Source organism: Exiguobacterium sp. s121 (assembly GCF_018617245.1).
Lineage (GTDB): Bacteria > Bacillota > Bacilli > Exiguobacteriales > Exiguobacteriaceae > Exiguobacterium > Exiguobacterium profundum.
This window is the reverse complement of the sequence record NZ_JACSJV010000001.1, coordinates 147,808-174,073: the sequence shown is the minus strand read 5'-3', so window position 1 is coordinate 174,073 and position 26,266 is coordinate 147,808. Positions and strand designations below refer to the sequence as shown.

Sequence of the window (26,266 nt, the reverse complement as noted above, 5' to 3'; positions counted from 1 at the left end):
CGTTTTTTGTTCTAGTCTTCTCGGTTCACGTCGAACCGTTCACTCGGTACGGTCGGCTTAATCAAGTGACGTGTCGCTCGCCAGATGTGGTAGCCGATACGGTCGAGCCAGAGCAATACTTGTACTTTTTGTATCGTCTGGTCCATCTCCAACTGATTCGCCGCCGTTTCTTCTAGCAGCTCCGAGCGATGTGCTTTTCGATATTCCGCCAGTTGTTTTGAGGCCTGTTTCCACAGCTTCGAATCCTCTGGTGGCGTATGATGATTCAGTTGATTCACAAGGTCAAGCTCATGCAATACGAGTTCTCGTGCCGCTAAAAAGTCGGTGTCCCGAAGTGCGTGGACCGGTTCGACTTCTCGCAAGACATATAACCAGCGTTCCAGATGATCGATCGTATGCAAGAGGGATAGATGTTGGCCATAATCATTTTGCTTTCCTTCATCTTCAAGACGTATCGTGCTCAAAAAGACACGGACATCGCTCAACGTCTTGTCGACGAGCGTCAATTCATCTTCACGAAGACGTCCCTCTCGGACAAGCAATTCCGTCTCATTTCCTAAATATCGTTCGATTTCAAGTAAAGAGCGTCGTGCCGCTTCAAGAGCGACCGTAGGGAGTTGTGACATGTTTTTATCGAGCAGATGTGTCAATTTTTCGGAGCGACTCGGAATCCACTTCAGTAATCGCCGTGCGAACGTTTGATAAAATGGTAGGAATAAGATCACACCTAGTAGATGGAATGTCGTATGGAATAAGGCGAGACGTAATAAGTCGTTCCAGTTGAACCAATCGGCTACTCGATTGACGACCTCGAAGAGAACAGGGAACGTCAGCCATCCAATGAGGACGATTGACACGTGGTAGATGGCATGCCCCAATACAATGCGTCGGGCTGACTTCCAGCCTCCGATTGAACCGAGTGCCACGACGAGGCTCGTCCCCGCACTTTGACCAAGCACCAAATAAGCGGCTTGCGGGAGTGAAATCGCCGCCGTCGCGAGAGCCGTCATCGTTAGCACGAGTCCAATCGTCGATGACTGAAGGACGGCGGTCATCATAAATCCGATTCCAATCAGAAGTGCCTGATGCAGAACGGTCATCTCACCGGCCGAGCCAAACGAGAACGTGACGACATCCCGCATCGCTTCTTGAAGTGTCCCAATCCCAACAAAGATCAACCCGATACTGACGAGCAACAGTCCCACACGGCGAAGGCGCGGACTGGATAGACGAAACGCCATCCCGATTCCAATGATCGGCAAAAACAACTGGCGCACGTCTAAGTTATAGCCGAGGATGGCAATGATCCATCCCGTCGTCGCGCTGCCTACGTTTGCGCCAATTACGAGAGGTAACGATTGCGTGAACGTGAGAAGCCCCGCGCTCACAAACCCAATCGTCATCAGTGTCGTCACCGAGGAAGATTGAAACAGGGTCGTCAGCATTGCGCCGAGAGTCGCCCCTGACAAAGAGCCGTCGGTGAATTGATTCAACCGATGACGCAATCGTGTACCAGCCCATTTTTTGAGCGTATCTGTCAGTAACGTCATCCCGAGTAAAAAAATCCCGATTCCACCAATCAGTGTCGCAATCTCCATCGTGTCACGCCCCTTTGCGTGTTTAATCGTCCTTCAATGTCGATAAAATCCACGATTTTTCATTCGCATAATCTTTTAAATTCAACAACACATCTTCCGGATAATAAATTTTTTCATCCGATTGTCTCGAGTTCAAAATCGACTGGACGAGCATCGAGACCTCTGAAATCTCTTTTCGCTCCCCGTCATTCATCTGTAGATAAATCCCCTCGTATTTGCCTTGTCCTTTATATAAATCGTATGGCAATTGACTCAATTGATCTTCAAGCAGATAGTATGTTGGTGGAAGCCCGATCGTCTCCATCGTCTGTCGCAAGCGCTCCATATAACGGACACGATTCGCTTCCGGGAAGTTCTTATATTTTAATAATCGGCGATTCACGAATCGACTCGCCAAATCGGCTAGAATCGCGTCGTCTTCTTCCATCCATTCTTGGAAATAGAAGTAGACGACCGTCTCATCCAATTTCAAATATTGTTCGAGTGACATACCGGTGCGTTCAAAGATCGGCAAAAAGTGTTTCGGCGTCATGTTAAACTCATAGCCACTCTCATAGAGCTCCTGTGCCCGCTCAAGAATCGCTTTCAAGAGGAGATCGCTCGACCGTGTCGCCGGATGAAGGTACACTTGCCAATACATTTGATAGCGACGCATAATATAGTCTTCAATCGTATGCATCCCAGACTGCTTGACCACGACTTGGTCTTCATCCGGACGCAAGACGCGCAACATGCGTTCTAAATCAAACTTTCCATAACTGACACCCGCAAAGTGAGCGTCGCGTAACAAATAGTCCATCCGGTCGACATCAAGCTGTGAGCTGAGCATATTGACAATCAAGCGATTCGGATGCGTCTTATTGATGATGGAGGCCACTTCTTCGGCAAACCCGACACCCATCTCAGATAAAACCCTATTTACTTCGGTTTCCCCTAAAATGATGCGCTCCGTCCACACTTCATGACGAACGGAAAAGACGTGCTCGAACGCGTGCGAGAATGGACCGTGTCCGACATCGTGCAAGAGCGCTGCTGCCAACAGTAGTTCACGGTCGCGGTCGTCCCATTCCGGATACTGTTGGAACTGATCGATTAACTGGCGTGCGATTTCATATACGCCGAGCGAGTGATGAAATCGCGTGTGCTCCGCGCCATGAAATGTCAAAAAAGACGTTCCAAGTTGTTTGATACGACGCAAACGCTGAAATTCTTTCGTATTGATCAACTCCCAAATGAGGTGATCGTAAACATAAATATATCGATGTACCGGATCCTTAAATACTTTCGATCCAGATAGTTGTCCTCGAGACGAGTACATGACATGCCCTCCTACGTTTCGTTATGTTCTAGATTCGACTTCAAACGAATCGTTCCCTCCATGCTATAATGAGGAGGAAAATTTTTTGTGAAAAGGAATTAATGAATATGATCCATCCATTATTACGACAACCGAGCTATCGCATCATCGATCAGTCGAGTCTTGGCACGATGTTTCAAGCGGAACAATCGTTTGCGACCGATGATACGTTATGTGCGTCAACGCAAGAACGAGGTGCCGTCTTGCGGGCATGGGTGCACACCGATACGATTGTACTCGGAATCCAGGATGCTCGGCTGCCTCATTTGAAAGAGGGAATTCGTTACTTACATGAACATGGATTCCGTCCCGTCGTCCGAAACTCAGGCGGTTTAGCCGTGGTGCTAGACGATGACGTCCTCAACCTTTCTTTAATTTTACCAGAGAAGGACGGGATTCAAATCGACAGCGGCTATGAGGCTATGACCTCGCTCATCCAACACATGTTCCAAGACGTCACGAATGACATCGTCCCAGGTGAAGTCGTCGGCTCATACTGTCCTGGAAGTTTCGACTTGTCGATCGACGGCAAAAAGTTCGCTGGGATTTCGCAACGACGCGTCCGTGGCGGTGTCGCCGTTCAAATTTACTTGAGCGTAAGACAGAGCGGGAGCGCACGTGCTGAAATCATCCGTGACTTTTACAACCTTGCCATTCAAGGAGAAGTGACAAAGTTCACGTACCCTACCATTGTACCGGAAACGATGGCTTCGCTTGAAGACTTGCTTGGAATCCCGCTTACCGTGCAAGATGTCCTCACTCGAGCCTACCGCGTTCTTTCCACTGTCAGTTCGCTCCAAAACGCGACACTGACGGCAGACGAGCAAACAATGTTCTCAAGTCAGCTCGAACGCATGTGGAAACGGAATGAACCGTTACGCGACATTGAACAACAACTAACAGAGGAGTGATTCATCCAATGTTTAAACTGATCACAGACACCGGGGCCGATTTGACACACGATCAAATCATCGAATACGGTCTTGAGATTTTACCGCTCGGTGTCATCATCGACAACGAAGAATTTTTAGACGGTGAGACGATTCAACCAAAAGAAGTATACGAAGCGATGCGGCATGGCAAGACGCCAAAGACGTTCCAAATCGAGGCGTCACGAATCGAACACTGCTTCCGTCAGCATCTCGAGGCTGGAATCCCGTTCTTATATCTCGCTTTCTCCGGAGAACTCTCCGGTACATACCAAACCGCTGTCATGGTCGGCGAAATGTTGAAAGAGGAATATCCAGACAGTACATTCACGGTTCTCGATACACGGACCGCCTCTGTCGGACAGGCATTGTTCGTCAAAACGGTCGCAGCGTATAGTCAAGACCATACGTATGAAGAAACGGTCGAGTATGCCACTTCGCTCGTCGGCAAAGTCCGCCACTTGTTCACGGTCGAATCGCTCGAATATTTGATGCGGGGCGGACGTGTCTCGAAGGCGAGTGCTTTCATCGGAGACTTGTTGACGATTTTACCGTTATTGACGGTCGAGGACGGCAAGCTCGTCCCGATTGAAAAGGTGCGTGGTCATAAAAAGGTCATGCGCCGGATGGTCGAATGGACAGTCGAATCGAAGTCGATCGTCGAGAACGGAGACCTCTTCATCGGTCATGGTGACGACCTAGAAAAAGCCGAACAGTTCGAGAAGATGGTCCGCGAACATCTCGAACCGAAGCACATCACGAAGACACTGGTCGGGTCTGCCATCGGTGCCCACACCGGTCCCGGTCTACTCGTCATCGCCTATTTCGAGGCATGAAAAAATGAGCTCTCCCGATTTTTGGGCGAGCTCATTTTCGTTTAGCGATTCCAGTTTTTAAATCCATCACCGAACTGCGCGTAATTTTCGTCTTGGAATACACCGTCCACAAATTTCGGTACATCTACCGGCAACTTCCCTTGTGGCTTCACTTCACCGAAGATGGCACGAATGCCTGCCGGTAAGTTCGGACCAGCCGACTTCAAGTTGCCCGCCTCCGAATCTGGACCGTTCGGATCGCCTTTGAATCCATAGATTAAGAGATGTGCGGGGGCATCCGGTTGAACGGCAATGTCGTATGGGTTGCGCAAACTGAGTAAAACCGATTGTTTCCCTGTCTCATTTGCATAACGGAACACTTCGGCCGGTACATAATGATCAGCTGATGTCGGTTTTAATTTCGCGCTGTTGTTCACGTTCGAACCGACGATGATATAGTCAGCCGCCTCAACTTGTTGCCGTAGTGCCGGATTTTGATCTAGATGCGGCGTTGATGCTGAGTAGTTGGCCGTGATGACGTTCACGTCTTTCATATTCCCTGCATTCTTTTCTAGTGACTTGATTGTTTTCACCATGCTATCCGTTTGGTCTTTCGCTGGCGACAAGACGAGCACCGTGTCTCCTTTTTTCGGTTTGAATGGGAGCGTCTTCTTCTCGTTCTTCACGAGAGTGACTGCCGCCTCCGCGATTTCACGTTCCTTCGCTTTATGCTCAGCGCTCCCTACCGTCGCATTCGCTTCTGCGAGCTTCATCTCGAGCGTCGTGGAGTCCGTCGTTTCTCCCCAAATTCCACGCTCTGCTTTCAGTTTTAAAATGCGTTCCACTGATTCATCGATGGTCGCCTCCGATAAACGTCCATCCTTCACTGCCGCAATGACTTCCTCAAAGATTGCTTCGAGTTTGATCACATCTGCTTCCGAGCGTAAAATCGTCGGCATGAGCGCGATGTCGACCCCTGCTTCGAACGTCTTGATGACCGCCTCTGCTTCCGTAAAATTGTCTGCGATGGCTTGCATGTTGAGTGCGTCGGTCACCACTATTCCTTCATATCCAAGTTCCTCACGAAGCACTCCCGTGATGACATCATCCGAAAGCGTCGCCGGGAGTGGGAACGTGCCGCGTTCTGATTCGACGACCTCGTCCTCGATTTGTGGCATCCCGATATGCGCCGTCATGATCATGTCGATTCCTTCTGTGATGGCACGTTTGAACGGTAACAACTCGAGACCACGCAACTCGTCGAGTGATTTATCGACAACCGGTAACCCATAATGCGAGTCGACGGCCGTATCGCCATGACCTGGGAAATGTTTCGCCGTTGCTGCAACACCTTGGTCTTGAATACCTTGTGTCATCGCGGAACCGAGTTCCCCGACTAGTTCAGGGTCGCTCGAGAACGAACGGACGCCGATGACCGGATTCCCCGGATTGTTGTTGACGTCAAGTACCGGTCCGAAGTTCACGTTTACCCCGAGTGCGTTCAATTCAGAACCGATGATTTTCCCTGCATCATAGGCATATTGACTGTTACGTGTGGCCCCGAGTGCCATATTCCCCGGTAAATTCGTTCCCGTCCCAAGTCGTGTCACAATCCCACCTTCTTGGTCGATCGTGACGAATAACGGGACATCATTGCTGGCATCTTGTTTCACGACTTCTTGCAAATCATGAACGAGTTTCGTCGTCTGTTCCGTTTCCTTCACGTTCTCCGCAAACAATATCACTCCACCGAGATCGAAACGATCGATGACACGCGCCACTTCCGGTGCAAGAGATGTATGGTTCGCCCCGTTCCATAATCGGAAGTCCGGCATGATCATCTGCCCGATTTTTTGTTCGAGCGTCATCGACTCTAGCTTCGTGTTGACGCGCTGGTCAATCGACATCGTCGGCGTCCCTTCCGCCACGACCGCGTCTGCTGCTGGAACCGACGAGACGAGCAATGCCGTCGTCAATCCGAGTGTTGCCGTCCAATTCAGTGCCTTGTTCATGTTCCCACTCCCCTTAGTCAAATTTGGCTGACCCCCAAACGAAAAGGCATGGAGGAAGAAGCGTTGCCTCATCAACGCTCGTTCACCCCATGCCTGATCGCATCAGTTACATTTGGTCCTTATTCAGGTGGTCAACAACAGTATAGCAACTCCACTTTTTAGAAACAATTGTTCAAGTGAAAGCGTAACCATTTTGAAACAATGTTTCTGTTTTGATACACAGTGAACTGTATTGGCAAAACCAATAATTTCTGTGGTTCGTTTTTGATTCGTTTTTTGGTAAACTCAATTCGATACAGGTTAACTTTCAAAAAGGGGGAAATTATTGTGGCAAGAGGGGAACTGAAACGTAAGCCGGAATGGTTAAAGATTAAATTAAACACGAATGATACGTATACCGGCCTAAAGAAGATGATGCGCGAGAAAAATTTACATACGGTATGTGAGGAAGCGAAATGTCCGAACATTCATGAATGTTGGGCGGTACGTCGGACCGCGACCTTCATGATTCTTGGAAGTATCTGTACACGTGCTTGCCGTTTTTGTGCCGTCACGACTGGGAAACCGAACGAGCTCGATTGGGAAGAGCCAAAGCGTGTCGCCGAATCGGTTCGACTTATGAACTTGAAACACGTCGTCATCACGGCTGTCGCGCGTGACGACTTGAACGATTACGGGGCTACTGTCTTCGCAGAAACGGTTCGCGCGGTTCGCGCCATGAACCCGGAGACATCGATTGAGGTGCTCCCGTCAGACATGATGGGTGACTTCTCTGCCTTGCAGACGTTGATCGATGCGGGTCCTGACATCATGAACCATAACTTAGAGACAGTCCGTCGCCTCACACCGAGAGTCCGTGCGAAAGCAACATATGACCGCACGCTCGAGTTCTTGAAGCGTTCGAAAGAATTGAACCCGGATATCCCGACGAAGTCATCGATCATGGTTGGGCTTGGGGAGACGAAAGAGGAATTGATTGAAGCGATGGATGACCTCCGCGCGCACAACGTCGACATCTTAACGCTCGGTCAATACTTGCAGCCGACGAAGAAACACCTCGAGGTGGAACGTTACTACCATCCGGACGAGTTCGCCGAGTTGAAAGAGATTGCTCTATCAAAAGGATTCTCACATTGTGAGGCAGGTCCACTCGTCCGTTCGTCATACCACGCGGATGAACAAGTACACAAGGCGCGTCGCCACACGATGTTGCCAATCGACTAACAGAAAGAAGAGAGATTATGACTGGTACGACGTGGCACTTACTTAGAACTGAATCGACTTCACCGGCTAAAAATATGGCGATTGATGAAGCCATCGCCAATTGGGTCGCAAAGGGAGAACTCAAACCGACGCTTCGTTTTTATTCATGGGCACCTCATGCAATCAGCGTCGGACGTTTCCAGCGAGCGACGCGTGACTTGGATCGGGACGCCCTCAAAGCGAACAATATTCCGGTCGTTCGTCGCTTAACAGGGGGACGTGCCGTGTTGCATGCGGATGAGTTGACGTATAGCGTCATCTTGCCCGAATCGACCCCTGCCCTCCCGACGAATATCATCGAGAGCTATCGCCTACTCACGGAAGGGGTTCGTCGCGGATATCACGAACTCGGCGTCCCCGCCGAATTTTCGGTGCCATTGACGGAAGAGGATCGCGAAGCGCTCCGCAAACCAAAATCGGCCGTCTGCTTCGATGCTGCTTCATACTATGAGCTTACTGTTGACGGGAAGAAGATTGCGGGTAGCGCACAAGTGCGCCACCAAGGGGCCGTGCTTCAACATGGTTCGATTCCTCTCTCCGTCGATGATGAGGTGTTGTTTGACTGTTTCGCGATGGATGAGACGGAGAAACACGAAGCCAAAACCCGCTTCAGCGAAAAAGCCGTCGCCTTGAACGACACGTTAAAGCGTTTCGTTTCCTTTGACGAAGTAGCGGCCGCATTCGAGACCGGCTTCAAGGACGCTTTCTTGTTGACGTTCGAACCGCTTGTCTTCACGAAAGAACAGCAAGCCGAAATCGATTTGCTCGTCAAGAAGTACGAGAGTGATGAATGGGTCTGGAAACGCTAAAAAGATTGTCCCTTTTGATCAGGGACAATCTTTTTTTATGCCGCGTTCGCTCGGCGCAACAGATGGCGCACTTCTCGGAACGTGACGAATGTTTTGTTGTTCGCATCATACAATTTGTAGCGTAACGATTTCAAACTTGAAAACAGTCCGATTGTCGTCGCCCGTTGTAACGGCGGTGTCGACGTATGTGCTTTTTCTAGATGGTAGTTCGGCACGCGTGGACTCAGATGGTGGACATGATGGAATCCGATATTACCCGTCACCCATTGAAGCACTTTCGGCAACTCGTAATACGAGCTTCCTTCGATGGCTGCCTTTACATAATCCCATTCCTGCTCATCTTCAAAATAGGAATCTTCGAACGTATGCTGAACATAGAACAACCAAATTCCGAGCACACCGGCGATGAACATCGTCGTTCCTTGTACAATCAAGAACGCTTGCCAACCGATCAGATAGATGAGCGCGCTATATAGGACGACGAGAGAAATATTGATGAGATACGTATTTTGTCGTTCTTTTTTCCGCGCGTCCTTTCGGTTGAAACGACTCGTGACGAGAATAAGCCAAAGTGGTCCGAGACCGAACATAACGAGCGGATGACGATATAGGCGATACTTTAGACGAGTCCATTTTGACGCTTCGATATACTCCTCAATCGTCATGACCCAGATGTCGCCGACACCCCGTTTATCCAAATTCCCACTCGATGCATGATGAATCGCATGCTCTCGTTTCCACTTCTCGTATGGAAATAACGTCAAGACCCCTGTAATGGTTCCGACAATCGCGTTCGCCTTCTTATTTTTAAAGAATGAACCGTGTGTGCAGTCATGGAAGATGATGAACATCCGCACGACAAATCCTGCTGCAATCAACGTGAACGGCAATGTCAGGAAAATCGAGACACTTAGTAGTTGGTACGCTAAAAACCACGATACGAGAAACGGTAAAATCGTATTGATCATCTGCCGCACACTGATCCGAATATCGGACTTTTCAAACGGCGAGACGTGCTTTCTTAATTGGGCAATCTTTTCTTTACTCATAACAACCTCCTTGAATTCAACAGCGTCACAACGCAAAAATATAGATAAAACCAACAACCAACGTTGTTCAATGTGAATTCATGGATCGGAAGTATTCCCTATCAAGAATTAACACTAGGTCATTATATCACGTATAAAACTTATGTGGTGAAAATTCAGAAAAAAGACTCGCCCCTATCTTTAGAGACAAGTCTAACTGATTCATTGTTGCGTATAGATGGAAACCGAGCCACCGTTGACGAAGAACTCGCCCCAACCGTCCGCATTGATCGTCACGAGACGTCCGTTATTTCCTGTCATGTCTTTCCACACTTCCCCTGCATTCTGTTTTCCGACATACATCCATTTCGCCCCGCCTGGTCCGTCCGATAAAATCGTTGCAAGACCAGACTTCGCACGGTCCGTCACTCCTTCACGTGTCCATCCGATGACGTCTTGGTGATTGATGTAATCATGTTGTGTGCCGTAGGCGAAATCTTTACGCGCTTTCAAAATGGGTTGAAGCGACGCTGACATATTCGGTATTTCACGGTTCGTCGTCCCTTTCGTTCCATAATAATCTCCGTAGAATAGTGCTGGATACCCTTGACCACGTGTCATGATGGTCGCGTAGGCAAGCGGTTTGAACCAATTCGCGACTGTTGACTCAAGTGACTGTCCTGGTTGCGAATCATGATTGTCGACAATCGTCACAGCGAGTGTTGGGTGCTGCTCGACGACCGTACCTTTTAAAATGTTCCGCATGTCATAGTAACCGCCACCATTCCCTGCCGCTTGGAAATTGTAATGGAGTGGTACATCGAATACGGAATGAGTGTAGCCCGTCTTGGCCAAGTAATCATTGATGGCCCCTAAGTCATTCTTCCAATACTCCGCAACAGTGAACATCTCTTTTCCGGTTGCCTGACGAACACTCGTCACCCATTCCTTTAAGTATGAATGATTGATATGCTTCACCGCATCCAGTCGGAAGCCGTCCAATCCAAGCGAATCCGCGTACCATTTCCCCCAGTTTTTCATCTCCTGACGTACTTCCGGATGCTCAAAATCGACATCGGCGTACATCAAGTAGTCATAGTTCCCGTTCTCACCCGACACTTCACTATCCCATGCTTTACCCGTACTCTTGAATTTGTAGATTCGGCTCAGACTTCGTGATTGATCCCAGTCGGTCCCATCAAAATGATACCAACGCCACTTGAACGGCGAGTATGTATTGTTCCGTCCAGCAAAATTGAATCCAGTCCAGGCAGAAATGGCATATTCCCCAGACGTCTCTTGATTCCGGTTAGAAGGATTGACCTCGACAGCTTGAACGGATTCGGTATAATCCGCTCCGCCTTTATGGTTCATGACGACATCCCCATATACGCCAATCCCTTTCCCGCGTAAGTTGGAGATGGCCGACTGTAGCTGCGCTTTTGTTCCATACTTTGTCCGAGTCGTTCCTTTTTGATTAAATTCTCCAAGGTCATACAGATCATACGCCCCGTATCCAACATCATTTTGTGATGTCCCTTTATACGCTGGTGGGATCCAAACGGTCGAGATCCCGATATCTTTTAAGTGCTGCGAATCGTTCGAGAGTCGGTTCCAGTGTTGGCCATCGTTTGGAACATACCATTCAAAGTATTGCATCATCGTACCGTTCTGTGGGGTCGCTGCCTGTGCGACCGGTTGCCCCGAAAGCAGTGCAATCGATGTCACTCCAGCTAGGACAGCAATCCCTTGTCGTTTCTTCAACATCCTTCATTCCTCCTCAAATAGTTAATGAAAGCGCTTGCATTAATTATTGTGAATGATTTTTAATTTGTTGCATAGATAGACACTAAAAAACAGTTCTCTCTCCCTAACTATTTCTCATTAGAATAGTTCAGTCGAACGAAACAAAGACGGATGGCTTGTGCCATCCGCCTAGTCATCCTTCCCGGCTAATTCGTTTGCGTTTGAAACGGTAGCCGATGTACGGAAGTCCTGTAAACACGAGACCGATCGTCACGAGTAGTTGAATCCCAATCAATATTGTCTCGACAACGGTTGGCCAATCAAACTGAAACAACGAAAAGAGTGCAATCCATAAAATACCTAGGATGAGCGCAGCTCTTCCCATCTGACGCTCCATGTCATGATATTTTTCCTCTGTTGTTTCGACATCCGAGTAAATCGGCTTGGCATCTCGATCTCCTTTGAAAATATGAATCTCATCCCCGGTTGATGTGACATGTTCCCACCCGCTCGACGCAAACAGGTCAAAGTAGTCTTCGTCTGGACGAGTACGATAGTCCAAACTATACTGAACGTCTTCCGGTTCCCCTTCAACGAGCGTGTATCCTAGCGGGGCAAACTTCTTCAAATGCCATCCCTTGGCCGCCATTCGTTCTAGTTTCCGCATCTCACGCTCTTCAGCAAACGCCAATCCCCAGCTCGACATATACTTTTGTCTCATCTTGATCCCTCCATATCCAAAATGGCACAGGCATCTTCGACCATCGCCTGTCGTCTCTTCACATCATCCGTTAAAATCGAGCGGCCTTTATTCGTGATTCGATAGTTCTTTTTCTTTCCGTCCCCATCCATCGGTTCAATCAGTTCGGCGTTCAACAACTTTTTGATAATCGTATACATCGAAGCCGGACCAATTTGCATTCGCCCTCGCGTGGTCTCTTCGACAAATTGCATGACTAAATAGCCATGACGCGGCGTCGTGAGCGCCAACAGGATATAAAACATACTATCCGTCAGTTCCCCTAACTCTAATGAGTCCGTTCGCGGCATCTTTCCACCTCCTATATCATTGAATGATATATTTCTTATACTCAATATATATCGTTAAATGATATATGTCAATAAATGATATAAAAAAAGCCGCACCCTTTTAGGTATGCGACTTCAAGATAAACGGTTTTAACTAGTGACATAGTCTAAATCATGCAAGATATACGCCAGGAAGAAAATCATGCTTGGATTCTCATATCGCATCTGGACTTTACGGAGCTGCTCGCGATACGTGACCTCATACTCGGCCCCGTTCATCTTCCGCTCCATGTTCATCTTGATGAGCGCATCAAGCTTGTCCATCATGTCGACGAGCATTCCCTCATACGTATCGTCTTTCGAGTCAGCCATATATCGACGGAACGCCGGTTGCATATACTCAGGCAACAGTCCAAGCAGACGTTCACTTTCCGCTCGCTCGTATGCCTCAAACGCAGCCCCCGTCTCTTGCGTCGAATGTTTGACTGGACCGAGCACGTCTCCGGTCACCCCTTCAACTAAATCGTGACAGAGAAGACGAGCCACGAGTTCGGCGACATCGACATCGACGTCGTACTTCTCACGCTCTAAGAGCCCACTGAACATACCGAGCGCGGCAGCCCGGAAACCATGAATCGCATCGTTGTCGTCAATCGTGTTAAAGCGACCTTTCCAGCGACGGACACTATCCATCCGCATGACGTTCTCGATGAATCGCAACACATCTGTTTCTGCCTCGACCTGGTCGAACAGCCAGCGGACCGAATCAATCGGATGATGTCGGAGTGCGGCTTTCATCTCTTCTAGCTTGTCATCAAAGTGCGGAGAGCCGTGCGCGACTTCTCGTCGCACGAACAACATCGCATCGAACGAATCAATTCCGTCCACGATTCGACCTTCGAACGAATCATCTTCCGCTTCCACCACGAAACGATGAAAGTGAGGACGTAATGATTGCGACAGCAGCTCGACAAGACCGAGACTCGCTGTTCGTTCCATACGCTCGATGTGACCGATCAAGGTCGGTTCTTTTTTCGTCCGGTGCATGATCGGGCCCGTCTGGACTTCATTCATGTCGTGGAAAATGGCTTTCCCGAGTAAATCGAGCAAATCGACTTCACGTCCGTTCTCTTTTTCCACATAAGCCGCGATCAAGCTAAAGACCGCGACACGAAAGCTATGACTCGCTGCGTTATCATGATAATGGGGGGCATATTCATCCCACCGTTGCACGTTTTGCATACGTGTCATCTTTCGGATAAACGTTCCGTTATGCATGGTTTCACTCCTTACGATAATCGTTCAAATACATCGTCATGACAGACGACATATAACATGTCTGTTTCCTGAAGCGGCAAATCGAGCATCGTCGCCACATCCAAGCGGTCATTGACCGCGATGAGTGTCACCCCTGATTCAAGTAACGCTGTATTTGCTTGTCGAACATTCTGCCACTCGACTTTTGGTTTCAACGCTTGAATGTTCCCACCTGACTGTTTGCTCAACAACTGACGGAAAATTGCTGTCGTTCCAGGTTGTAACGTCGCTTTTGCCATCAAGAGGGAGACCGAGTCGTTCGCTAAAATAAAATCGTCGACGCGGACGTGTTTGAATTTCGAGATATTTCTTTCTTCACACACTTCGACGACCGTGTGCAAGTCCACCTGATACTCAGAAGAGAGTGCCTCGACCGCTGACGCGATTAATAACGACTTCCCATCGGCGAGTAACGTCTCCGTGATACGGGCATCCGCAAAAATCGCGACGCGTCGCGCCTTCAAGACGTTTGCTTGCAGCAATACCGCTTCATCCGAAGCATCGCCTGATACGAAGTGAACTTGATCGTGCACGTACGGTTCCTCAACTAACTGATCAATCAAGACGATCTCTGCTTTCGGTTCGTAGTTAAGTACTTCATCGATTGCTTTCTTCGTCTTCGGGGACCACCCGATATACACATAATGTCCTTCTCCACGATACACTAGTCTTCCCTCCCGTTTTAGCCGTTGAAACGTCGTACCGATTTCAACCAATTTTCCAATCAACGCCCCGATAATCCCAATCCCGAATAGGAATAAGAATATCCCGAGCCATCGCCCTGCCACGGAGGACGGATAAAAGTCCCCGTATCCGACGGTCGTCAATGTCGTCATCGTCCACCAGAACGAATCAAACAGTGATCCGAATGTCTCTGGTTCTAAAACATAACCGAGCACGGTTCCTAAGATAATGATGCCAATCGAAGCTAAGACGACATTCAAAAATGATAATTTCGCTAACCCTTTCCACACACGAAATAAGATATGCACTGTTTCCCCCTCCTTCTCTCTTATATACTAAACGTAACCACAAAAAGATTCACGAAACCATTTTGATGGTGATTCCGTATAAGAAGAAAAAAGGAAGGACTGACTTATGAACTCCATCGTCTTAGAGTATCGTCTCTATAAAAATGAATTATCGTTCGAACCACTATACCATTACACGTCTCTCGGCTTAGACGAAGTGCTAGCTCGTCGTGAATGTGAGTTTTTCGTCAAAGACGGCATGACCTACAAACAACGCTCGTCTGCCCTTGAAGGCGATCAATACTTTTTAATTTATGTCGATCGCTATACAGAGGGACCGATGGACAAGCACGAAACGAGCGACATCAAAGTCGAAATCCGCACGCTCGACGACCGGTTTGACAACCCATTACTCGAAGCCTATTACGTCGACCGCCACCTTGATGCACTCGCCATGCTCGGAAGCCAATACTTATATGTCGCCGGTAAAGAATATGAGCGCGATTCAGCAGAAACAGATGAAGATCGTGGTGTGTATGTTATCTACGTCACACCGACTGGTTATGAATTGGAGGAATCAACATGAAGACAAGCAAGAAAATTTTAAGCGGACTATCCGTTGCGGTATTGACCACTTCCCTTGCCGCGTGCGGTGGGGATGAATATGAAGAGGCGGCACTCCCGGAAGAACCGACCGGATACGAATGTGACGATTGGGACTGGGATGACGAGACCGAGTCGTATTATTGTGACGACGACCGCTCTCCGCACTATGGTAGCTACTTCTTACTCGGTAGCCTGTTCCGCTCAAAAAATGCGTTGAAGAGCTCTTCGTCGTATAAGACGTATAAAGCCAACGGTGGTGCGACCGGTGCCGTATCGAACGGCTCAAATTCAGGATCGTCAAAATCTGGACTCGGCAGTGGCTCTAAAGGTGGATTCGGCGGATGACGCGTGACGAACTTTACAGTCAAATCCCTTATTTTTGGCCCGATTTAAACGATGAAGAATATGCCTTATATGATTGTTTTGAGATGACCGCCTCGCAGGTTGCCTCTATCCGAGAGGCAACCGAGGCGGTTGACTCGATTTTTCGGAAGACGAATCAATTATTACGCACCCTACCTGACGAAACGCTCCGACTGCTTGGTTACCCTGAGGCGAGTCTGCCGTTCTTACGGGAGAAGACGATACCGCAGGAGACGATCATCGGTCGTTACGACTGGATCATGAAAGATGATCAACTCAAGTTGATGGAGTTCAATGCAGATACGCCGACCTTCATTAAGGAGCTGTTTGATGTGAACGGCGTGGTCGCTTCCGAGTTTGGTCTACTCGACCCGAACAGGGAAGCCACCCCCCAACTGAAAATTGAGCTGCGGAAAGCGATCGTCGCCGCGTGGAATCGACTCAAACGAGAAGGCACACCGAAAATCGTTTTTACGGCACATGATGATAACATCGAAGACAAGTGGACGGCACGATTTTTACAAGAAACGCTCGACGTACCGTCTGAATTCGTACCGTTGCACACTTTACTCGTCGACGAAGACGGCGTCTACACACCATCGGGTGAGCGAATTGACATCTTATATCGCCAAACATATCCGATTGAGCACCTTGTGGACGACCGGGCTCCAGACGGAGACTTGATTGGCATTCGGTTACTTGAACTCGATCAACAAAAATACGTGTCACTGCTCAATCCCCTCTCTGCGTTTCTCATGCAATCGAAAGGCGTACAGGCGCTGATTTGGGAATTGTATGAGACCGAGACACTATTCGATCAAGCCGAGCGCGACATCATCGGAACATATTTTTTACCGACTTACTTAGAAGACACACCGTTTCTCGGTGAATCGGACTATGTCAAAAAGCCGGCATTCGGACGTGAAGGGGACTCCGTCATCTTGTATACGAAAGATGGCCAACCGTTTCATCGCGAAACATTACAAACGTATGCGGAAGAAACGGCCGTGTACCAACAGTTCATCGAACTCCCGACACGGATGACGACAACCGTCAAAGGTCGTATGGAGACACATTACATGGTCGGATGTTTTTGCTTGAACGGACACCCATCCGCACTCGGCGTCCGCGCCGGTAGCATGATCACGAACAACCAATCTTATTACTTAGCCGTTGGCACACCTATACAAAAGGAGACGAACTCATGACATTCATCACACTCGATTCAATCTTAAGCTTCCTGGCCCACCTCGGGACAGGATTCGGTCTCATTCTCGCGGGACTCATCATCTTCGCACTAACGACCAAATATTCGGAACGCAAGTTAATCAAAGAAGGCAACATGGCTGTCGCGTTGAAACTTTGGGGGAAAGCACTAGGACTCGCCATCGTCATTTATACAGTCTGGGCGAACAGCGTCAACTTGCTCGATGCGTTCATCTGGGGACTCGTCGGTATCGCCGCCCAAGTATTGGCGTTCTGGACGTTTGAATACATCCTTACACCAGGCGTGAATTTAGAAAAAGAAGTCGAGAATGGCAACATGGCCATCGGTTTCAGCTTGTTCGCCGCATCACTCGTCGTCGGGATCATCGTCGCCGCGAGCTTGACGTACTAATCAAACACCCCATGCACGCATTTGCGAAGCATGGGGTGTTCGTATTTATAAAAGTCAGGAGGAACAATCATGTCGAAGCGAATCATCTTACTCACAATCGTTTCCGGTCTCATCATCGTAGCCATCGCAGTCGGTGTCGGACTTTACACCTACACTAACATTCAGGCTGGTGACTCATACGAAAATGCCGAAAAAGAAATGAATCGTTATATGACGACGAACAATTGGTATACGTTTGAAATTCATAATATGGAACAGTCCGTTCTCTCTTTTTACACAAATGAAGACCGCTCCGTCATCGGTCTAGCTGAGATTGATGTCGAAACAGGGAACTTAGGGTCTGTCACGAAACAAACAGAGCCGAATCAGCCTTTTGATTTCGTCATCCTTCGAGTTGAAGACATGGAGTACATCGGTGTTCACCTTAAAGAGCGACCGGAAGATGTCGTCTATTTACGGTTAAACGGTGACGATGTCTCAAAAGATTTTCTTGTCAACGATCCCGAAATTGAAAGCTACACCATGACATATGTCATTGAAACATCACGACCGTCAGATGGTTCGTGGTCACTTGAAACATTGGATGCCAACAAACAAGTCATACATTCAAGTAAACTCACGGAATAACCTATATTGTGCATCAAGACGACTTTTTCCAGTCGTCTTTTTTAGTTGGTCGCAAGAACTCCAGACGGCCCGAAAAATTCATATCGTGCCTGTGGAATAGCGCGAACGACCGTTTCCATCATCGCATTCGGTCCGCACGTATAAACATCATGCCCTTCCACATCAAGTTCCTCAAGGTGTGACTTATTCATGCAACCCGATACGTCATCTGCATGTGTGAGCAGATGAAGCCCTTCCTTCACGAGTTCATCGAGTTCGTCTCCGAGTGGACGAAGGTCCATACTCCGAACCGCGTGCAATAACGTGACAGGACGTCCTTGTTCGAGTGCCGTCTTCGCCATGTTGAAGAGGGGCGTAATCCCGATTCCTCCCGCGATGAGTGTGAGCGGACGTTTAGACGTTTCAAGGATGAATTCTCCTGCTGGTGCGCTCATCGGGACTTCTGTTCCGACCGTCTGCTCATGAAGCCAGTTTGAGACGAGTCCCTCCGCTTTCGGCGCAATCCAGTAGCCGTCTTCTGTCGTCTCGATGACACTATATTGACGGTGATGTAGGATGTCCTCTCCTACAATGCGCGCTTGAACCGAGACATATTGTCCTGGGATGGCTGTGCCAATAACTCCATCTTTCGCGACGAGACGGAATCGTTTCACTTCAGGTGTATCTACTATGATTTCTTCGATGACGAACGGTTTGAATCCGACCCATGGCGCGTCATCATACATTTTTTTCTCGAGTGAGATGAAGACATCGGCAATCACACCGTAAGCTTTTGCCCATGCATCGATGATGTCAGGTGTTGCAGCTTCACCGAGTACGTCTTGAATCGCCGCAAGCAAGTTCTCACCAACGATCGGATAATGCTCCGGGCGGATGTTCAAACTTTTATGTTTATGAAGTGCTGGTTGGATGGCAGGAAGAATCGCTTCGAGTCGGTCGATATGAAGCGCAGCCGCATAGACCGCGTTCGCGAGTGCTTCCGGCTGACGTCCTCGCTTTTGGTTCGTATGGTTGAAGAAGTGACGAACTTCTGGATTTTGTTCAAACATTCGTTGATAAAAATGCTTCGTGATCGTCACACCATTTTCTTTCAAAACTGGTGCCGTCGCCTTTACAATCTCAATCGTTTGTTGATCTAACATGTGAATTTCCCCCTTTTGTTTTGTACACGTTCATTATGTGAGTCAAGTCACTTTAAAGCAATATATTAAATACTTGTTTAAAGTAGATTTCACGTTTCTGACTTATTTTCGCCATCACCCTTTCACATTTGTTCGAATCGCACTTTTTTGGATTGTCTTGTACAATGAAACGAGAGGTGATGATGGATGAGACTCACGCAAACATGTGACTACGCACTGCGAACGTTGATGTATAGCGCTACGTTTTCACATCGGCTCGTCACGATTCAAGAAGTGGCAGACCAATATAACATCTCCAAAAACCATGTCATGAAGGTCGTATATGAGCTTGGGAAACATGGTTATTTGGAATCGGTGCGTGGTCGAGGCGGCGGCTTTCGACTCGCACGACCGATGGATGACATCAATGTAGGGGAAGTCGTTCGGACGATGGAACCGTTCGAACTCGTGGAATGCTTCGGGGAAGGCCGATGCGTCATCGCACCTGCCTGTGATTTACGAGGTGTTTTGAATGAAGCCATGTTGGCGTTTCTTCATGTACTCGATCGTTACACGATTGCGGATCTCGTCGTCAACCGAACGAACGAACTCGCCATGTTATTAGGCGTACAAAACCCGACGGACTGAAATGGTCCGTCGGGTTTTCCGCTTACAAAGACTTTAGTTTTGATTCGATTTCTGCTCGCTTTGACTCAAGAAACGGAGGCAAGGCTAATCGCTCTCCGAGTCTCTCAAGCGATTCATCCATCGCAAATCCCGGTTCATCTGTTGCCAGTTCCACTAAGATTCCGCTCGGTTCGCGGAAGTAAATCGACTGAAAATAGTAACGGTCAATAAGACCAGAGTGGCTGATTCCATGTGCGTCAAGCTTCTCGATCCACTTCGTCATATCGTCTGTTTCTTCCACTCGAATCGCCACATGATGCACACTCCCTCGCCCTGGTCGTTCCGATGGCAAATCCGGCCGATCGACGAGATGAATCTCTGTTGCCACACCACCCTCGCCCGTCTCAAAGACACGCACGTCATGTCCATCCCGTTCAAATGTCGTTACATATCGATAGCCAAGCACTTCTGTCAGCACCCGTGCCGTCTTGTCAATCCGCCGTACCGTCCACTCACTGAATCCGAGACCGAAGATGCCGAGGTCCGTTGGCACTGGACCTTTGCTCCAAGGTGTCCCGCTCCCTCCTTCTACAAGACAGAGACGTTGACCCTCATGATCTTCGAACGAAAGGGTCGCCCTTCCTAAAACCAACTCGATTTCTCCGTAAGATACATCGAACGCGTCAAAACGCTCCTGCCAGTACGCGAGCGCTCCATCCGGCACCCTGAGTGCTGTCCGAGAAATACTGCTTGACCCTCGATACGTCTGTCCGAGAAACGGTAACTCAAAGAACGTCAAATCGGTTCCAGGCGTACCCGTCTCGTCTGCATAGAACAAGTGATACATCGATGGGTCATCCTGGTTAACCGTCTTTTTGACGAGCCGCATCCCTAGTATTTCCGTGTAGAATCGCAAGTTCTTCTTAGCATCCCCGGTCATCGCTGACACGTGATGTTGTCCACTAATCACCTTCATCCCTCATCTCCCCTTTCGACTATATCGTTATTGTATCATCCCCAAATGAGTAAAGTCCTCTTTACATTATGTAAAGTTTGTTTTACACTAGTGGTAGAAACTAGAAATGAGGTGGCACGATGCCATTGATCAACCGCGTGAAAGAACTGCGTGCCCGGCACCAGTTAACCCAAGGTGACCTGGCCGAAAAAGTTGGTGTGACGAGACAGACGATCATCTCGCTCGAGAAAGGCAGCTACACGCCGTCGCTCATGCTGGCGATGCACATCGCAAGGGTGTTTGAGGAACCGGTCGAATCTATATTCACAATCGAGGAGGAATCACAATGAAACATGTCGTCATTCAATCTATTTCAAGTATCATCCTGTATGTCCTGATGGCTTTTCTATTCAGTTCGTTTTTATCTGATATGTCGAAAACAGTCATCGAGTCTGACCGATTCTTAGTTGAATTTAATCTACTTCCACTACTTTTACTCGTTGTTTTTGGCATCGTTTGGACAGTCTATTCGTTTAACACCCGGCCGAATAAACAGTTGAGCTTTGCCCAATGGTCCGTCCGGATGACAGAGTTCAGTGAGGTCGATGAGCGTGAACAAATCATCACAGCGAAAGCGACAAAAGCTGCCTACGTCTCGTTCGGTATTTCAGTCCCAATTCTTATGGGATCGTTCATGTTCTATCCGTTATTTGAAGAGACGCTCCCTGCCTATCCAATATACGCCCTTGCTTCTACATTGGTCATCGCGACACTCGTTTATATGACGACCTGGATTCGCGGCTATCGACATTAAGGAATTCATCACGAATTCCTTTTTTTTGTGTCCATTTTTCATCGATTCGGCTATCATGATTGCCAATTCTATTACACCATGCTTATATATAACTAAATGGTTATATAAAGAATGTAAGGAGTCTTGCTTTGTGAAAACCGTCGATTTGACGATCGGAAACGTGCAACGCGTCATTCTGGCTCTTGCCCTTCCGCTCGTCGGTAGCTCGTTATTACAGTTTACGTATAGTCTCGTCGACATGTTTTGGGTCGGTGCGCTCGGGAGCGATGCTGTGGCAAGTATCGGTGCAGCTAGTTTTTATATCATGCTCGGACAGGCGATTCAATCGTTGATTGTCGTTGGCGCCGGCATCAAAGTATCACAAGCTGTTGGGAGACGTGACCTCAATTCGGTTCAGCGCTATGTCCGGGCCGGCAGGCGTCTGAATCTAACACTCGGTCTTTCGTACGCCTCACTACTAATTATGTTCGGTCATACCCTCATCGGCTTTTTGAATATGGGTGCCCCCGCTGTGGAGCAGCTTGCGTATGAATATTTGTTCGTCAGCGCGCCGATGCTCATCTTTTCTTTCTTTAATTTGCTGTTTGCTCGTCTATTCAGTGCATATGGCAATACGACAACAGCGATGCGAATCAATGCGACAGGTGTCATCCTCAATATGATTCTCTCCCCGATTTTCATTTATCCATTCCAACTCGGTGTGATCGGGGCTGCTCTTGCAACACTTGTCGCCAACGTCATGATGTTCGGATTGTTTCGGCACCGCGCTCGTACATTATTCAATTGGGATGAAGTCGTTCAGCCGACTCGAGCTGACTATAAAGAAATCATCCGTCTTGGTTTTCCGATGGCAACCCAACGGATTTTGTTCACGGTAATCAGTATTTTTCTTGCCCGCATGATTGGCTCATACGGGACGGAAGCGATTGCGGCACAGCGCATCGGACTTCAAATCGAATCGATTGCCTACATGATGATTGGTGGCTTGAACGGAGCAATGGCTAGCTATACCGGTCAAAACCTCGGGGCACGAAAAGTAGATCGTGTTTATGAAGGTTACCGGGTAACGACCCGACTCGGGATGATTTACACAGGATTCATTATGTTGTTCTTTTTATTCGTCCCAGATTTACTCATTGGTCTATTCGTCGATGACGTTCGAACCATCGAAATTGGGGCGAGCTACTTGCGAATTATCGGCATTTCGCTCGTCTTCTCATCGATTGAAATGATCGGAAACGGTTACTTCTCAGGACTCGGATTACCGAAAATCCCCGCGACCATCTCGATTATTTTCACAGTGGCCCGTATCCCGCTCGCATTTTTTCTTGAGCCTTATCTCGGAATCGATGCCATCTGGTGGAGTATCGCCATTTCAAGTATCACAAAAGGGCTTGTCTCTGCCCTCTTTGTCCGACTAACGAAAAAGGAAGTGATTTCCCTTGCAGAAGCAGTTTAATCAACTACCCCACCATCTCATCACAAGTGGAAAATTTGCCATCGAGCGAGAAATGTTACGAGTCACGTCAGAAGGCACACTAGCTGTTACGAAGCATCCAAAAGCACTCGGTCATAAAGCGACACATCCATATATCACGACCGACTTTTCTGAAAGTCAAATTGAGCTCGTCACCCCGACGTTTCCGACGATTGAGGCGGCACATCATTTTTTAGAAACGCTATACGACATCACGGCGCTAAACATAGGCGATGAACGCCTTTGGCCGCAATCGATGCCATGTGCCTTGCCGGAAGGTGGTACGATTCCACTCGCTGATTTTGGTGTGTCCGGACTAGAGGCTAGCCGTTATCGTGAGCATCTGCTCCAAAAATATGGTGCGAAAAAACAACTCATTTCTGGAATCCATTTCAACTTTTCATTTTCCGATGAGATGTTATCCGCATTATACGAAGGATCCCCTGAACAATATCGACACTTCAAAGATCACCTATATTTGAAGTTAGTTCGTCAATATTTACGAATGCGTTGGCTCATCGTCTATTTGCTCGGTGCTACCCCCGCCGTACATGCGAGTTATGAAGAACGATGTGTCAGCCAGATGCAAGCGCTTCATGTAGACACTTTTTCAAATAAACAAGCATTGTCATATCGGAATAGCGACTGTGGGTACACGAATGTTGAACCACTTTATCCAAATTATGCGACACTCTCTAGTTATATAGATGATGTAAGATGGTTCATTGCCAAAGGCGAGATTGCCAATCCGAACGAACTCTACTCCCCCATCCGATTGAAAACATCGAAAGGTGGTAACGACTTAAATCAACTCGAGGCACACGGTATCGATTACATTGAAATTCGCAATATCGATTTGAATCCGTTTGAAAAGACCGGAATTGCTCGTTCAGATTTACGGTTCCTTCATCTGTTTTTGTTGTACTTGACCTTTACTGAGGAGACATCTCATGTCGATTGGCAAGCTGAAGCGTACAATAATCAACAACGTGTCGCCAAAGAAGGCATGTCTCCCGCAAGCATATTGACTCGAGATGGTTACGCCATCCCTTTACACACGTACGCGACAGAACTTCTCGACGCCATCGATTCGTTCAACACACACTATGACCTCGGCTTCGAAGATGTCTTTCCCGCTGTACGCGAAAAAATTGATCACGTGGACAGGACGTATGCTTCCCGATTAAAGACGATTATGATCGAGACAGGTTATCACGCATGGTCCCTCGCCCAAGCAGAACACTTTTATGAGGACGCCTATGCAAATCGTTTTCGCATTCACGGTTATGCCGACCTGGAACTGTCTACTCAAATCTTAATGAAATCCGCAATTAAACGTGGTTATCGTGTCGATGTCATCGATCGTTCTGACCAGTTCATTCGGATTCGAAACGGCAAACACGAAGAATACGTCAAACAGGCAACGAAAACATCAAAAGACAATTATGTTTCCGTTTTAATGATGGAGAATAAAACGGTGACAAAGTTTGTACTCGCAGAGCATGGCATTCGTGTCCCTGAAGGGGTAGAACTTCAAGAGGAATCGGATTTATCTCAGGCATGGCATTCATTTTCAAAACAACCCATCGTCTTAAAGCCGAAGTCTACAAACTTCGGAGTCGGTATTCACATTTTTAAAGACGGAGCGACGTATGAGGAAGCACTGTCTGCATTTCAGTATGCGAAAACGTTTGATGATGTCGTTTTACTTGAGACATTCTTACCCGGAAAAGAATATCGCTTCCTCGTCATCGGGGATGATGTCGCGGGCATCCTCCATCGTGTCCCGGCGAACGTCACTGGAGATGGCACCTCTTCGATCCGTCAACTCGTTGCGACAAAAAATGAAGACCCGTTACGCGGAAAAGGATACAAGACACCGCTCGAGAAAATCGAAATCGACGAGGTCGTCATCTCATTTTTACGTGCTCAAGGCAAGACCCCCGATAGTATTCCCGCTCTCGATGAGCGTGTCTTCTTACGCGAAAACTCTAATATCAGTACCGGCGGAGATAGTATCGACTATACGGATCAAATTTCTGACATCTATAAGCGTATTGCTGTCGATGCCGCTAAGTCAGTCGGGGCAACCATCTGTGGTGTCGATATGATGATTCCCTCTCTCGATGATGCGCAAATCGAATACGGTATCATCGAATTGAATTTTAATCCCGCCATCCATATCCACGCTTTTCCTTATGAAGGAAAAGAACGACCGATTGGTGAGATGCTACTTGATTTATTGTTTAAATATTGAGTATTCCTGTTTCGGAATATTCCTAATTGGGAATATTCAAAATAAGAGGACGGTGACGAAAAATGGAAGAGAGATTGGCTTCTTTGTTTCAAGCGTTAGCCGACCCGAACCGGTTGCGGATGATCGAATTGTTACGGAAACAAGAGTGGACGGTCGTAATGATGGCAAATCAGCTTGGAATCAGTCAACCGCAGACATCGAAGCACTTGCGAATTCTGTATGATGCAGGTCTCGTCACAGTAACCATTGATGCCAATCGAAGACGTTATGCACTCAAGTCTCAAGCACTCGAACCGTTAGATGCTTGGCGGACGTATATGGCTCGGGAAACAGAGCGACTCGATCGATTGGAGACGTTTTTAGCGGAGTCACAGCGAGAGGAGAATGGATCATGAGTACGGTCAAATCACATGTAGAGGGCACGACATTGATTATGGAACGTCTGTTCAAGGCACCACGCCAACTTGTATTTGAAGCATTCTCGACACCTGCACATTTAGAGAAATGGTGGGGACCGTCCGGATGGGAGACGAAAGTATACAGCTTCGACTTCAAACCGGGGGGGATTTGGCATTATTGCATGACTTGTGTCGACAAAGAACAAGGTGACTTTTATGGTATGGAATCATGGGGCAAATCAACCTTTATCGACGTCGATCCATACTCCCGAATCGTCTATACGGATGCATTCTCGGATGCGGACGGACACGTCAATCCGGACTTGCCTGTCATGACGATCACAAATGAATTTCTCGATACATCGGAAGGCACGTTATTCATTAGTCGCTCCGAATTCCCGAATGAAGAGGCTCTCCAACAAGTCGTCGAAATGGGCGCTGTCGAAGGGTTCAATTCCCAACTCGATCGTCTCGAAGCGATTGTAAGCCAGTAAAAAACATGCACCGTTCCCGAAAAGGAATGGTGCAT

The 26,266-nt window shown here is 48.1% G+C and carries 27 protein-coding genes; 16 read left to right on the top strand and 11 right to left on the bottom strand.

What is annotated here, in order from left to right; genetic code table 11:
* Nucleotides 1–11 precede the first annotated feature (11 nt).
* Together KOG47_RS01015 and KOG47_RS01010 are read right to left on the bottom strand one after the other, a co-directional pair.
* Nucleotides 12–1,598 carry a Na/Pi cotransporter family protein gene (locus tag KOG47_RS01015; RefSeq protein WP_214690414.1) on the bottom strand — a complete coding sequence of 529 codons (1,587 nt, stop codon included), beginning with the start codon at nucleotides 1,596–1,598 and terminating at the stop codon, nucleotides 12–14.
* Between the two features lie 22 nt (nucleotides 1,599–1,620).
* Nucleotides 1,621–2,916, bottom strand: a complete 1,296-nt coding sequence (locus KOG47_RS01010) for an HD domain-containing protein (protein ID WP_159563019.1) — start codon at nucleotides 2,914–2,916, stop codon at nucleotides 1,621–1,623.
* A gap of 101 nt (nucleotides 2,917–3,017) precedes the next feature.
* Here KOG47_RS01010 and KOG47_RS01005 point away from each other — a divergent pair, with 101 nt between their 5' ends.
* Entirely contained in the window at nucleotides 3,018–3,866 is an 849-nt protein-coding gene (locus tag KOG47_RS01005; protein ID WP_159563020.1) for a lipoate--protein ligase family protein, read from the top strand.
* Between the two features lie 8 nt (nucleotides 3,867–3,874).
* On the top strand, nucleotides 3,875–4,720 hold the full coding sequence (locus KOG47_RS01000) for a DegV family protein (RefSeq protein ID WP_159563021.1): 846 nt from the start codon (nucleotides 3,875–3,877) through the stop codon (nucleotides 4,718–4,720).
* A gap of 41 nt (nucleotides 4,721–4,761) precedes the next feature.
* On the opposite strand, the gene KOG47_RS00995 is transcribed toward KOG47_RS01000, so the two are convergent.
* Nucleotides 4,762–6,711 (bottom strand): glycoside hydrolase family 3 protein, encoded by a 1,950-nt coding sequence (locus tag KOG47_RS00995; protein WP_214690413.1) that lies wholly within the window; start codon nucleotides 6,709–6,711, stop codon nucleotides 4,762–4,764.
* Nucleotides 6,712–6,999: 288 nt separating this feature from the next.
* Between KOG47_RS00995 and lipA the strand changes: the two genes are divergently transcribed.
* Nucleotides 7,000–7,935 (top strand): lipoyl synthase, encoded by a 936-nt coding sequence (gene lipA, locus KOG47_RS00990; RefSeq protein ID WP_324292278.1) that lies wholly within the window; start codon nucleotides 7,000–7,002, stop codon nucleotides 7,933–7,935.
* 17 nt (nucleotides 7,936–7,952) lie between these two features.
* The gene (locus tag KOG47_RS00985; RefSeq protein WP_215243614.1) at nucleotides 7,953–8,783 is read left to right on the top strand and encodes a lipoate--protein ligase family protein; all 831 of its coding nucleotides are present in this window, start codon (nucleotides 7,953–7,955) and stop codon (nucleotides 8,781–8,783) included.
* Between the two features lie 35 nt (nucleotides 8,784–8,818).
* On the opposite strand, the gene desA is transcribed toward KOG47_RS00985, so the two are convergent.
* The 6 genes from desA to KOG47_RS00955 all read right to left on the bottom strand — a co-directional run bounded on the left by desA (nucleotide 8,819) and on the right by KOG47_RS00955 (nucleotide 14,895).
* The gene (gene desA / locus KOG47_RS00980) at nucleotides 8,819–9,832 is read right to left on the bottom strand and encodes a Delta(5) desaturase DesA (protein WP_074035599.1); all 1,014 of its coding nucleotides are present in this window, start codon (nucleotides 9,830–9,832) and stop codon (nucleotides 8,819–8,821) included.
* A gap of 201 nt (nucleotides 9,833–10,033) precedes the next feature.
* The gene (amyS, locus tag KOG47_RS00975; RefSeq protein ID WP_380081281.1) at nucleotides 10,034–11,575 is read right to left on the bottom strand and encodes an alpha-amylase; all 1,542 of its coding nucleotides are present in this window, start codon (nucleotides 11,573–11,575) and stop codon (nucleotides 10,034–10,036) included.
* Between the two features lie 175 nt (nucleotides 11,576–11,750).
* Nucleotides 11,751–12,278, bottom strand: a complete 528-nt coding sequence (locus KOG47_RS00970) for a DUF2812 domain-containing protein (RefSeq protein WP_196431312.1) — start codon at nucleotides 12,276–12,278, stop codon at nucleotides 11,751–11,753.
* Nucleotides 12,275–12,607 (bottom strand): PadR family transcriptional regulator, encoded by a 333-nt coding sequence (locus tag KOG47_RS00965; RefSeq protein ID WP_012727454.1) that lies wholly within the window; start codon nucleotides 12,605–12,607, stop codon nucleotides 12,275–12,277. Before KOG47_RS00965 ends, KOG47_RS00970 begins: the two co-directional genes overlap by 4 nt.
* A gap of 129 nt (nucleotides 12,608–12,736) precedes the next feature.
* Nucleotides 12,737–13,864 (bottom strand): YfbR-like 5'-deoxynucleotidase, encoded by a 1,128-nt coding sequence (locus KOG47_RS00960; RefSeq protein ID WP_078147724.1) that lies wholly within the window; start codon nucleotides 13,862–13,864, stop codon nucleotides 12,737–12,739.
* Nucleotides 13,865–13,875: 11 nt separating this feature from the next.
* The gene (locus tag KOG47_RS00955) at nucleotides 13,876–14,895 is read right to left on the bottom strand and encodes an ion channel (protein WP_215243612.1); all 1,020 of its coding nucleotides are present in this window, start codon (nucleotides 14,893–14,895) and stop codon (nucleotides 13,876–13,878) included.
* Between the two features lie 106 nt (nucleotides 14,896–15,001).
* Here KOG47_RS00955 and KOG47_RS00950 point away from each other — a divergent pair, with 106 nt between their 5' ends.
* From KOG47_RS00950 to KOG47_RS00930, 5 genes are all read left to right on the top strand, one after another.
* Nucleotides 15,002–15,460, top strand: coding sequence for a hypothetical protein (locus KOG47_RS00950; protein ID WP_012727457.1), 459 nt, complete (start codon nucleotides 15,002–15,004; stop codon nucleotides 15,458–15,460).
* Nucleotides 15,457–15,825: a hypothetical protein gene (locus KOG47_RS00945; protein WP_012727458.1), complete on the top strand. Its 369-nt coding sequence runs from the start codon at nucleotides 15,457–15,459 to the stop codon at nucleotides 15,823–15,825. Before KOG47_RS00950 ends, KOG47_RS00945 begins: the two co-directional genes overlap by 4 nt.
* Nucleotides 15,822–17,051 (top strand): glutathionylspermidine synthase family protein, encoded by a 1,230-nt coding sequence (locus KOG47_RS00940; protein WP_214690410.1) that lies wholly within the window; start codon nucleotides 15,822–15,824, stop codon nucleotides 17,049–17,051. Before KOG47_RS00945 ends, KOG47_RS00940 begins: the two co-directional genes overlap by 4 nt.
* Nucleotides 17,048–17,461, top strand: coding sequence for a DUF350 domain-containing protein (locus tag KOG47_RS00935; RefSeq protein WP_012727460.1), 414 nt, complete (start codon nucleotides 17,048–17,050; stop codon nucleotides 17,459–17,461). Before KOG47_RS00940 ends, KOG47_RS00935 begins: the two co-directional genes overlap by 4 nt.
* A gap of 69 nt (nucleotides 17,462–17,530) precedes the next feature.
* The gene (locus KOG47_RS00930) at nucleotides 17,531–18,088 is read left to right on the top strand and encodes a hypothetical protein (RefSeq protein ID WP_214690409.1); all 558 of its coding nucleotides are present in this window, start codon (nucleotides 17,531–17,533) and stop codon (nucleotides 18,086–18,088) included.
* Nucleotides 18,089–18,129: 41 nt separating this feature from the next.
* Here KOG47_RS00930 and KOG47_RS00925 read toward each other — a convergent pair whose 3' ends face one another.
* Complete coding sequence (locus KOG47_RS00925; protein WP_215243611.1) at nucleotides 18,130–19,230, bottom strand: globin domain-containing protein; 1,101 nt, start codon at nucleotides 19,228–19,230, stop codon at nucleotides 18,130–18,132.
* Nucleotides 19,231–19,416: 186 nt separating this feature from the next.
* Between KOG47_RS00925 and KOG47_RS00920 the strand changes: the two genes are divergently transcribed.
* A complete protein-coding gene (locus KOG47_RS00920; protein ID WP_012727463.1) occupies nucleotides 19,417–19,857 on the top strand; it encodes an RrF2 family transcriptional regulator in 441 nt (146 codons plus the stop codon).
* Between the two features lie 22 nt (nucleotides 19,858–19,879).
* Here the strand turns inward: KOG47_RS00920 and KOG47_RS00915 are convergent, their stop codons facing one another.
* Nucleotides 19,880–20,812, bottom strand: coding sequence for a ring-cleaving dioxygenase (locus tag KOG47_RS00915; protein WP_031422105.1), 933 nt, complete (start codon nucleotides 20,810–20,812; stop codon nucleotides 19,880–19,882).
* Between the two features lie 119 nt (nucleotides 20,813–20,931).
* Here KOG47_RS00915 and KOG47_RS00910 point away from each other — a divergent pair, with 119 nt between their 5' ends.
* The 6 genes from KOG47_RS00910 (at nucleotide 20,932) to KOG47_RS00885 (ending at nucleotide 26,231) form a co-directional block, all read left to right on the top strand.
* On the top strand, nucleotides 20,932–21,141 hold the full coding sequence (locus KOG47_RS00910; protein WP_012727465.1) for a helix-turn-helix transcriptional regulator: 210 nt from the start codon (nucleotides 20,932–20,934) through the stop codon (nucleotides 21,139–21,141).
* Complete coding sequence (locus KOG47_RS00905) at nucleotides 21,138–21,605, top strand: hypothetical protein (protein WP_211782180.1); 468 nt, start codon at nucleotides 21,138–21,140, stop codon at nucleotides 21,603–21,605. The genes KOG47_RS00910 and KOG47_RS00905 overlap by 4 nt, the downstream gene beginning before the upstream one ends.
* Before the next feature lie 130 nt (nucleotides 21,606–21,735).
* Nucleotides 21,736–23,064: an MATE family efflux transporter gene (locus KOG47_RS00900; protein WP_215243610.1), complete on the top strand. Its 1,329-nt coding sequence runs from the start codon at nucleotides 21,736–21,738 to the stop codon at nucleotides 23,062–23,064.
* Nucleotides 23,048–25,339: a bifunctional glutamate--cysteine ligase GshA/glutathione synthetase GshB gene (gshAB, locus tag KOG47_RS00895; RefSeq protein ID WP_215243609.1), complete on the top strand. Its 2,292-nt coding sequence runs from the start codon at nucleotides 23,048–23,050 to the stop codon at nucleotides 25,337–25,339. The genes KOG47_RS00900 and gshAB overlap by 17 nt, the downstream gene beginning before the upstream one ends.
* A gap of 62 nt (nucleotides 25,340–25,401) precedes the next feature.
* Entirely contained in the window at nucleotides 25,402–25,734 is a 333-nt protein-coding gene (locus KOG47_RS00890) for an ArsR/SmtB family transcription factor (protein WP_031422096.1), read from the top strand.
* Nucleotides 25,731–26,231, top strand: a complete 501-nt coding sequence (locus KOG47_RS00885) for an SRPBCC family protein (RefSeq protein ID WP_215243608.1) — start codon at nucleotides 25,731–25,733, stop codon at nucleotides 26,229–26,231. The genes KOG47_RS00890 and KOG47_RS00885 overlap by 4 nt, the downstream gene beginning before the upstream one ends.
* Nucleotides 26,232–26,266 lie beyond the last annotated feature (35 nt).

Bases quoted from the DNA above. Each gene is read 5' to 3' on its own strand.
- KOG47_RS01015 (WP_214690414.1), bottom strand. From the start codon at position 1,598: ATGGAGATTGCGACACTGATTGGTGGAATCGGGATTTTTTTACTCGGG.
- KOG47_RS01010 (WP_159563019.1), bottom strand. From the start codon at position 2,916: ATGTACTCGTCTCGAGGACAACTATCTGGATCGAAAGTATTTAAGGAT.
- KOG47_RS01005 (WP_159563020.1), top strand. From the start codon at position 3,018: ATGAATATGATCCATCCATTATTACGACAACCGAGCTATCGCATCATC.
- KOG47_RS01000 (WP_159563021.1), top strand. From the start codon at position 3,875: ATGTTTAAACTGATCACAGACACCGGGGCCGATTTGACACACGATCAA.
- KOG47_RS00995 (WP_214690413.1), bottom strand. From the start codon at position 6,711: ATGAACAAGGCACTGAATTGGACGGCAACACTCGGATTGACGACGGCA.
- KOG47_RS00985 (WP_215243614.1), top strand. From the start codon at position 7,953: ATGACTGGTACGACGTGGCACTTACTTAGAACTGAATCGACTTCACCG.
- desA (WP_074035599.1), bottom strand. From the start codon at position 9,832: ATGAGTAAAGAAAAGATTGCCCAATTAAGAAAGCACGTCTCGCCGTTT.
- KOG47_RS00970 (WP_196431312.1), bottom strand. From the start codon at position 12,278: ATGAGACAAAAGTATATGTCGAGCTGGGGATTGGCGTTTGCTGAAGAG.
- KOG47_RS00965 (WP_012727454.1), bottom strand. From the start codon at position 12,607: ATGCCGCGAACGGACTCATTAGAGTTAGGGGAACTGACGGATAGTATG.
- KOG47_RS00960 (WP_078147724.1), bottom strand. From the start codon at position 13,864: ATGCATAACGGAACGTTTATCCGAAAGATGACACGTATGCAAAACGTG.
- KOG47_RS00950 (WP_012727457.1), top strand. From the start codon at position 15,002: ATGAACTCCATCGTCTTAGAGTATCGTCTCTATAAAAATGAATTATCG.
- KOG47_RS00945 (WP_012727458.1), top strand. From the start codon at position 15,457: ATGAAGACAAGCAAGAAAATTTTAAGCGGACTATCCGTTGCGGTATTG.
- KOG47_RS00940 (WP_214690410.1), top strand. From the start codon at position 15,822: ATGACGCGTGACGAACTTTACAGTCAAATCCCTTATTTTTGGCCCGAT.
- KOG47_RS00935 (WP_012727460.1), top strand. From the start codon at position 17,048: ATGACATTCATCACACTCGATTCAATCTTAAGCTTCCTGGCCCACCTC.
- KOG47_RS00930 (WP_214690409.1), top strand. From the start codon at position 17,531: ATGTCGAAGCGAATCATCTTACTCACAATCGTTTCCGGTCTCATCATC.
- KOG47_RS00925 (WP_215243611.1), bottom strand. From the start codon at position 19,230: ATGTTAGATCAACAAACGATTGAGATTGTAAAGGCGACGGCACCAGTT.
- KOG47_RS00920 (WP_012727463.1), top strand. From the start codon at position 19,417: ATGAGACTCACGCAAACATGTGACTACGCACTGCGAACGTTGATGTAT.
- KOG47_RS00915 (WP_031422105.1), bottom strand. From the start codon at position 20,812: ATGAAGGTGATTAGTGGACAACATCACGTGTCAGCGATGACCGGGGAT.
- KOG47_RS00910 (WP_012727465.1), top strand. From the start codon at position 20,932: ATGCCATTGATCAACCGCGTGAAAGAACTGCGTGCCCGGCACCAGTTA.
- KOG47_RS00905 (WP_211782180.1), top strand. From the start codon at position 21,138: ATGAAACATGTCGTCATTCAATCTATTTCAAGTATCATCCTGTATGTC.
- KOG47_RS00890 (WP_031422096.1), top strand. From the start codon at position 25,402: ATGGAAGAGAGATTGGCTTCTTTGTTTCAAGCGTTAGCCGACCCGAAC.
- KOG47_RS00885 (WP_215243608.1), top strand. From the start codon at position 25,731: ATGAGTACGGTCAAATCACATGTAGAGGGCACGACATTGATTATGGAA.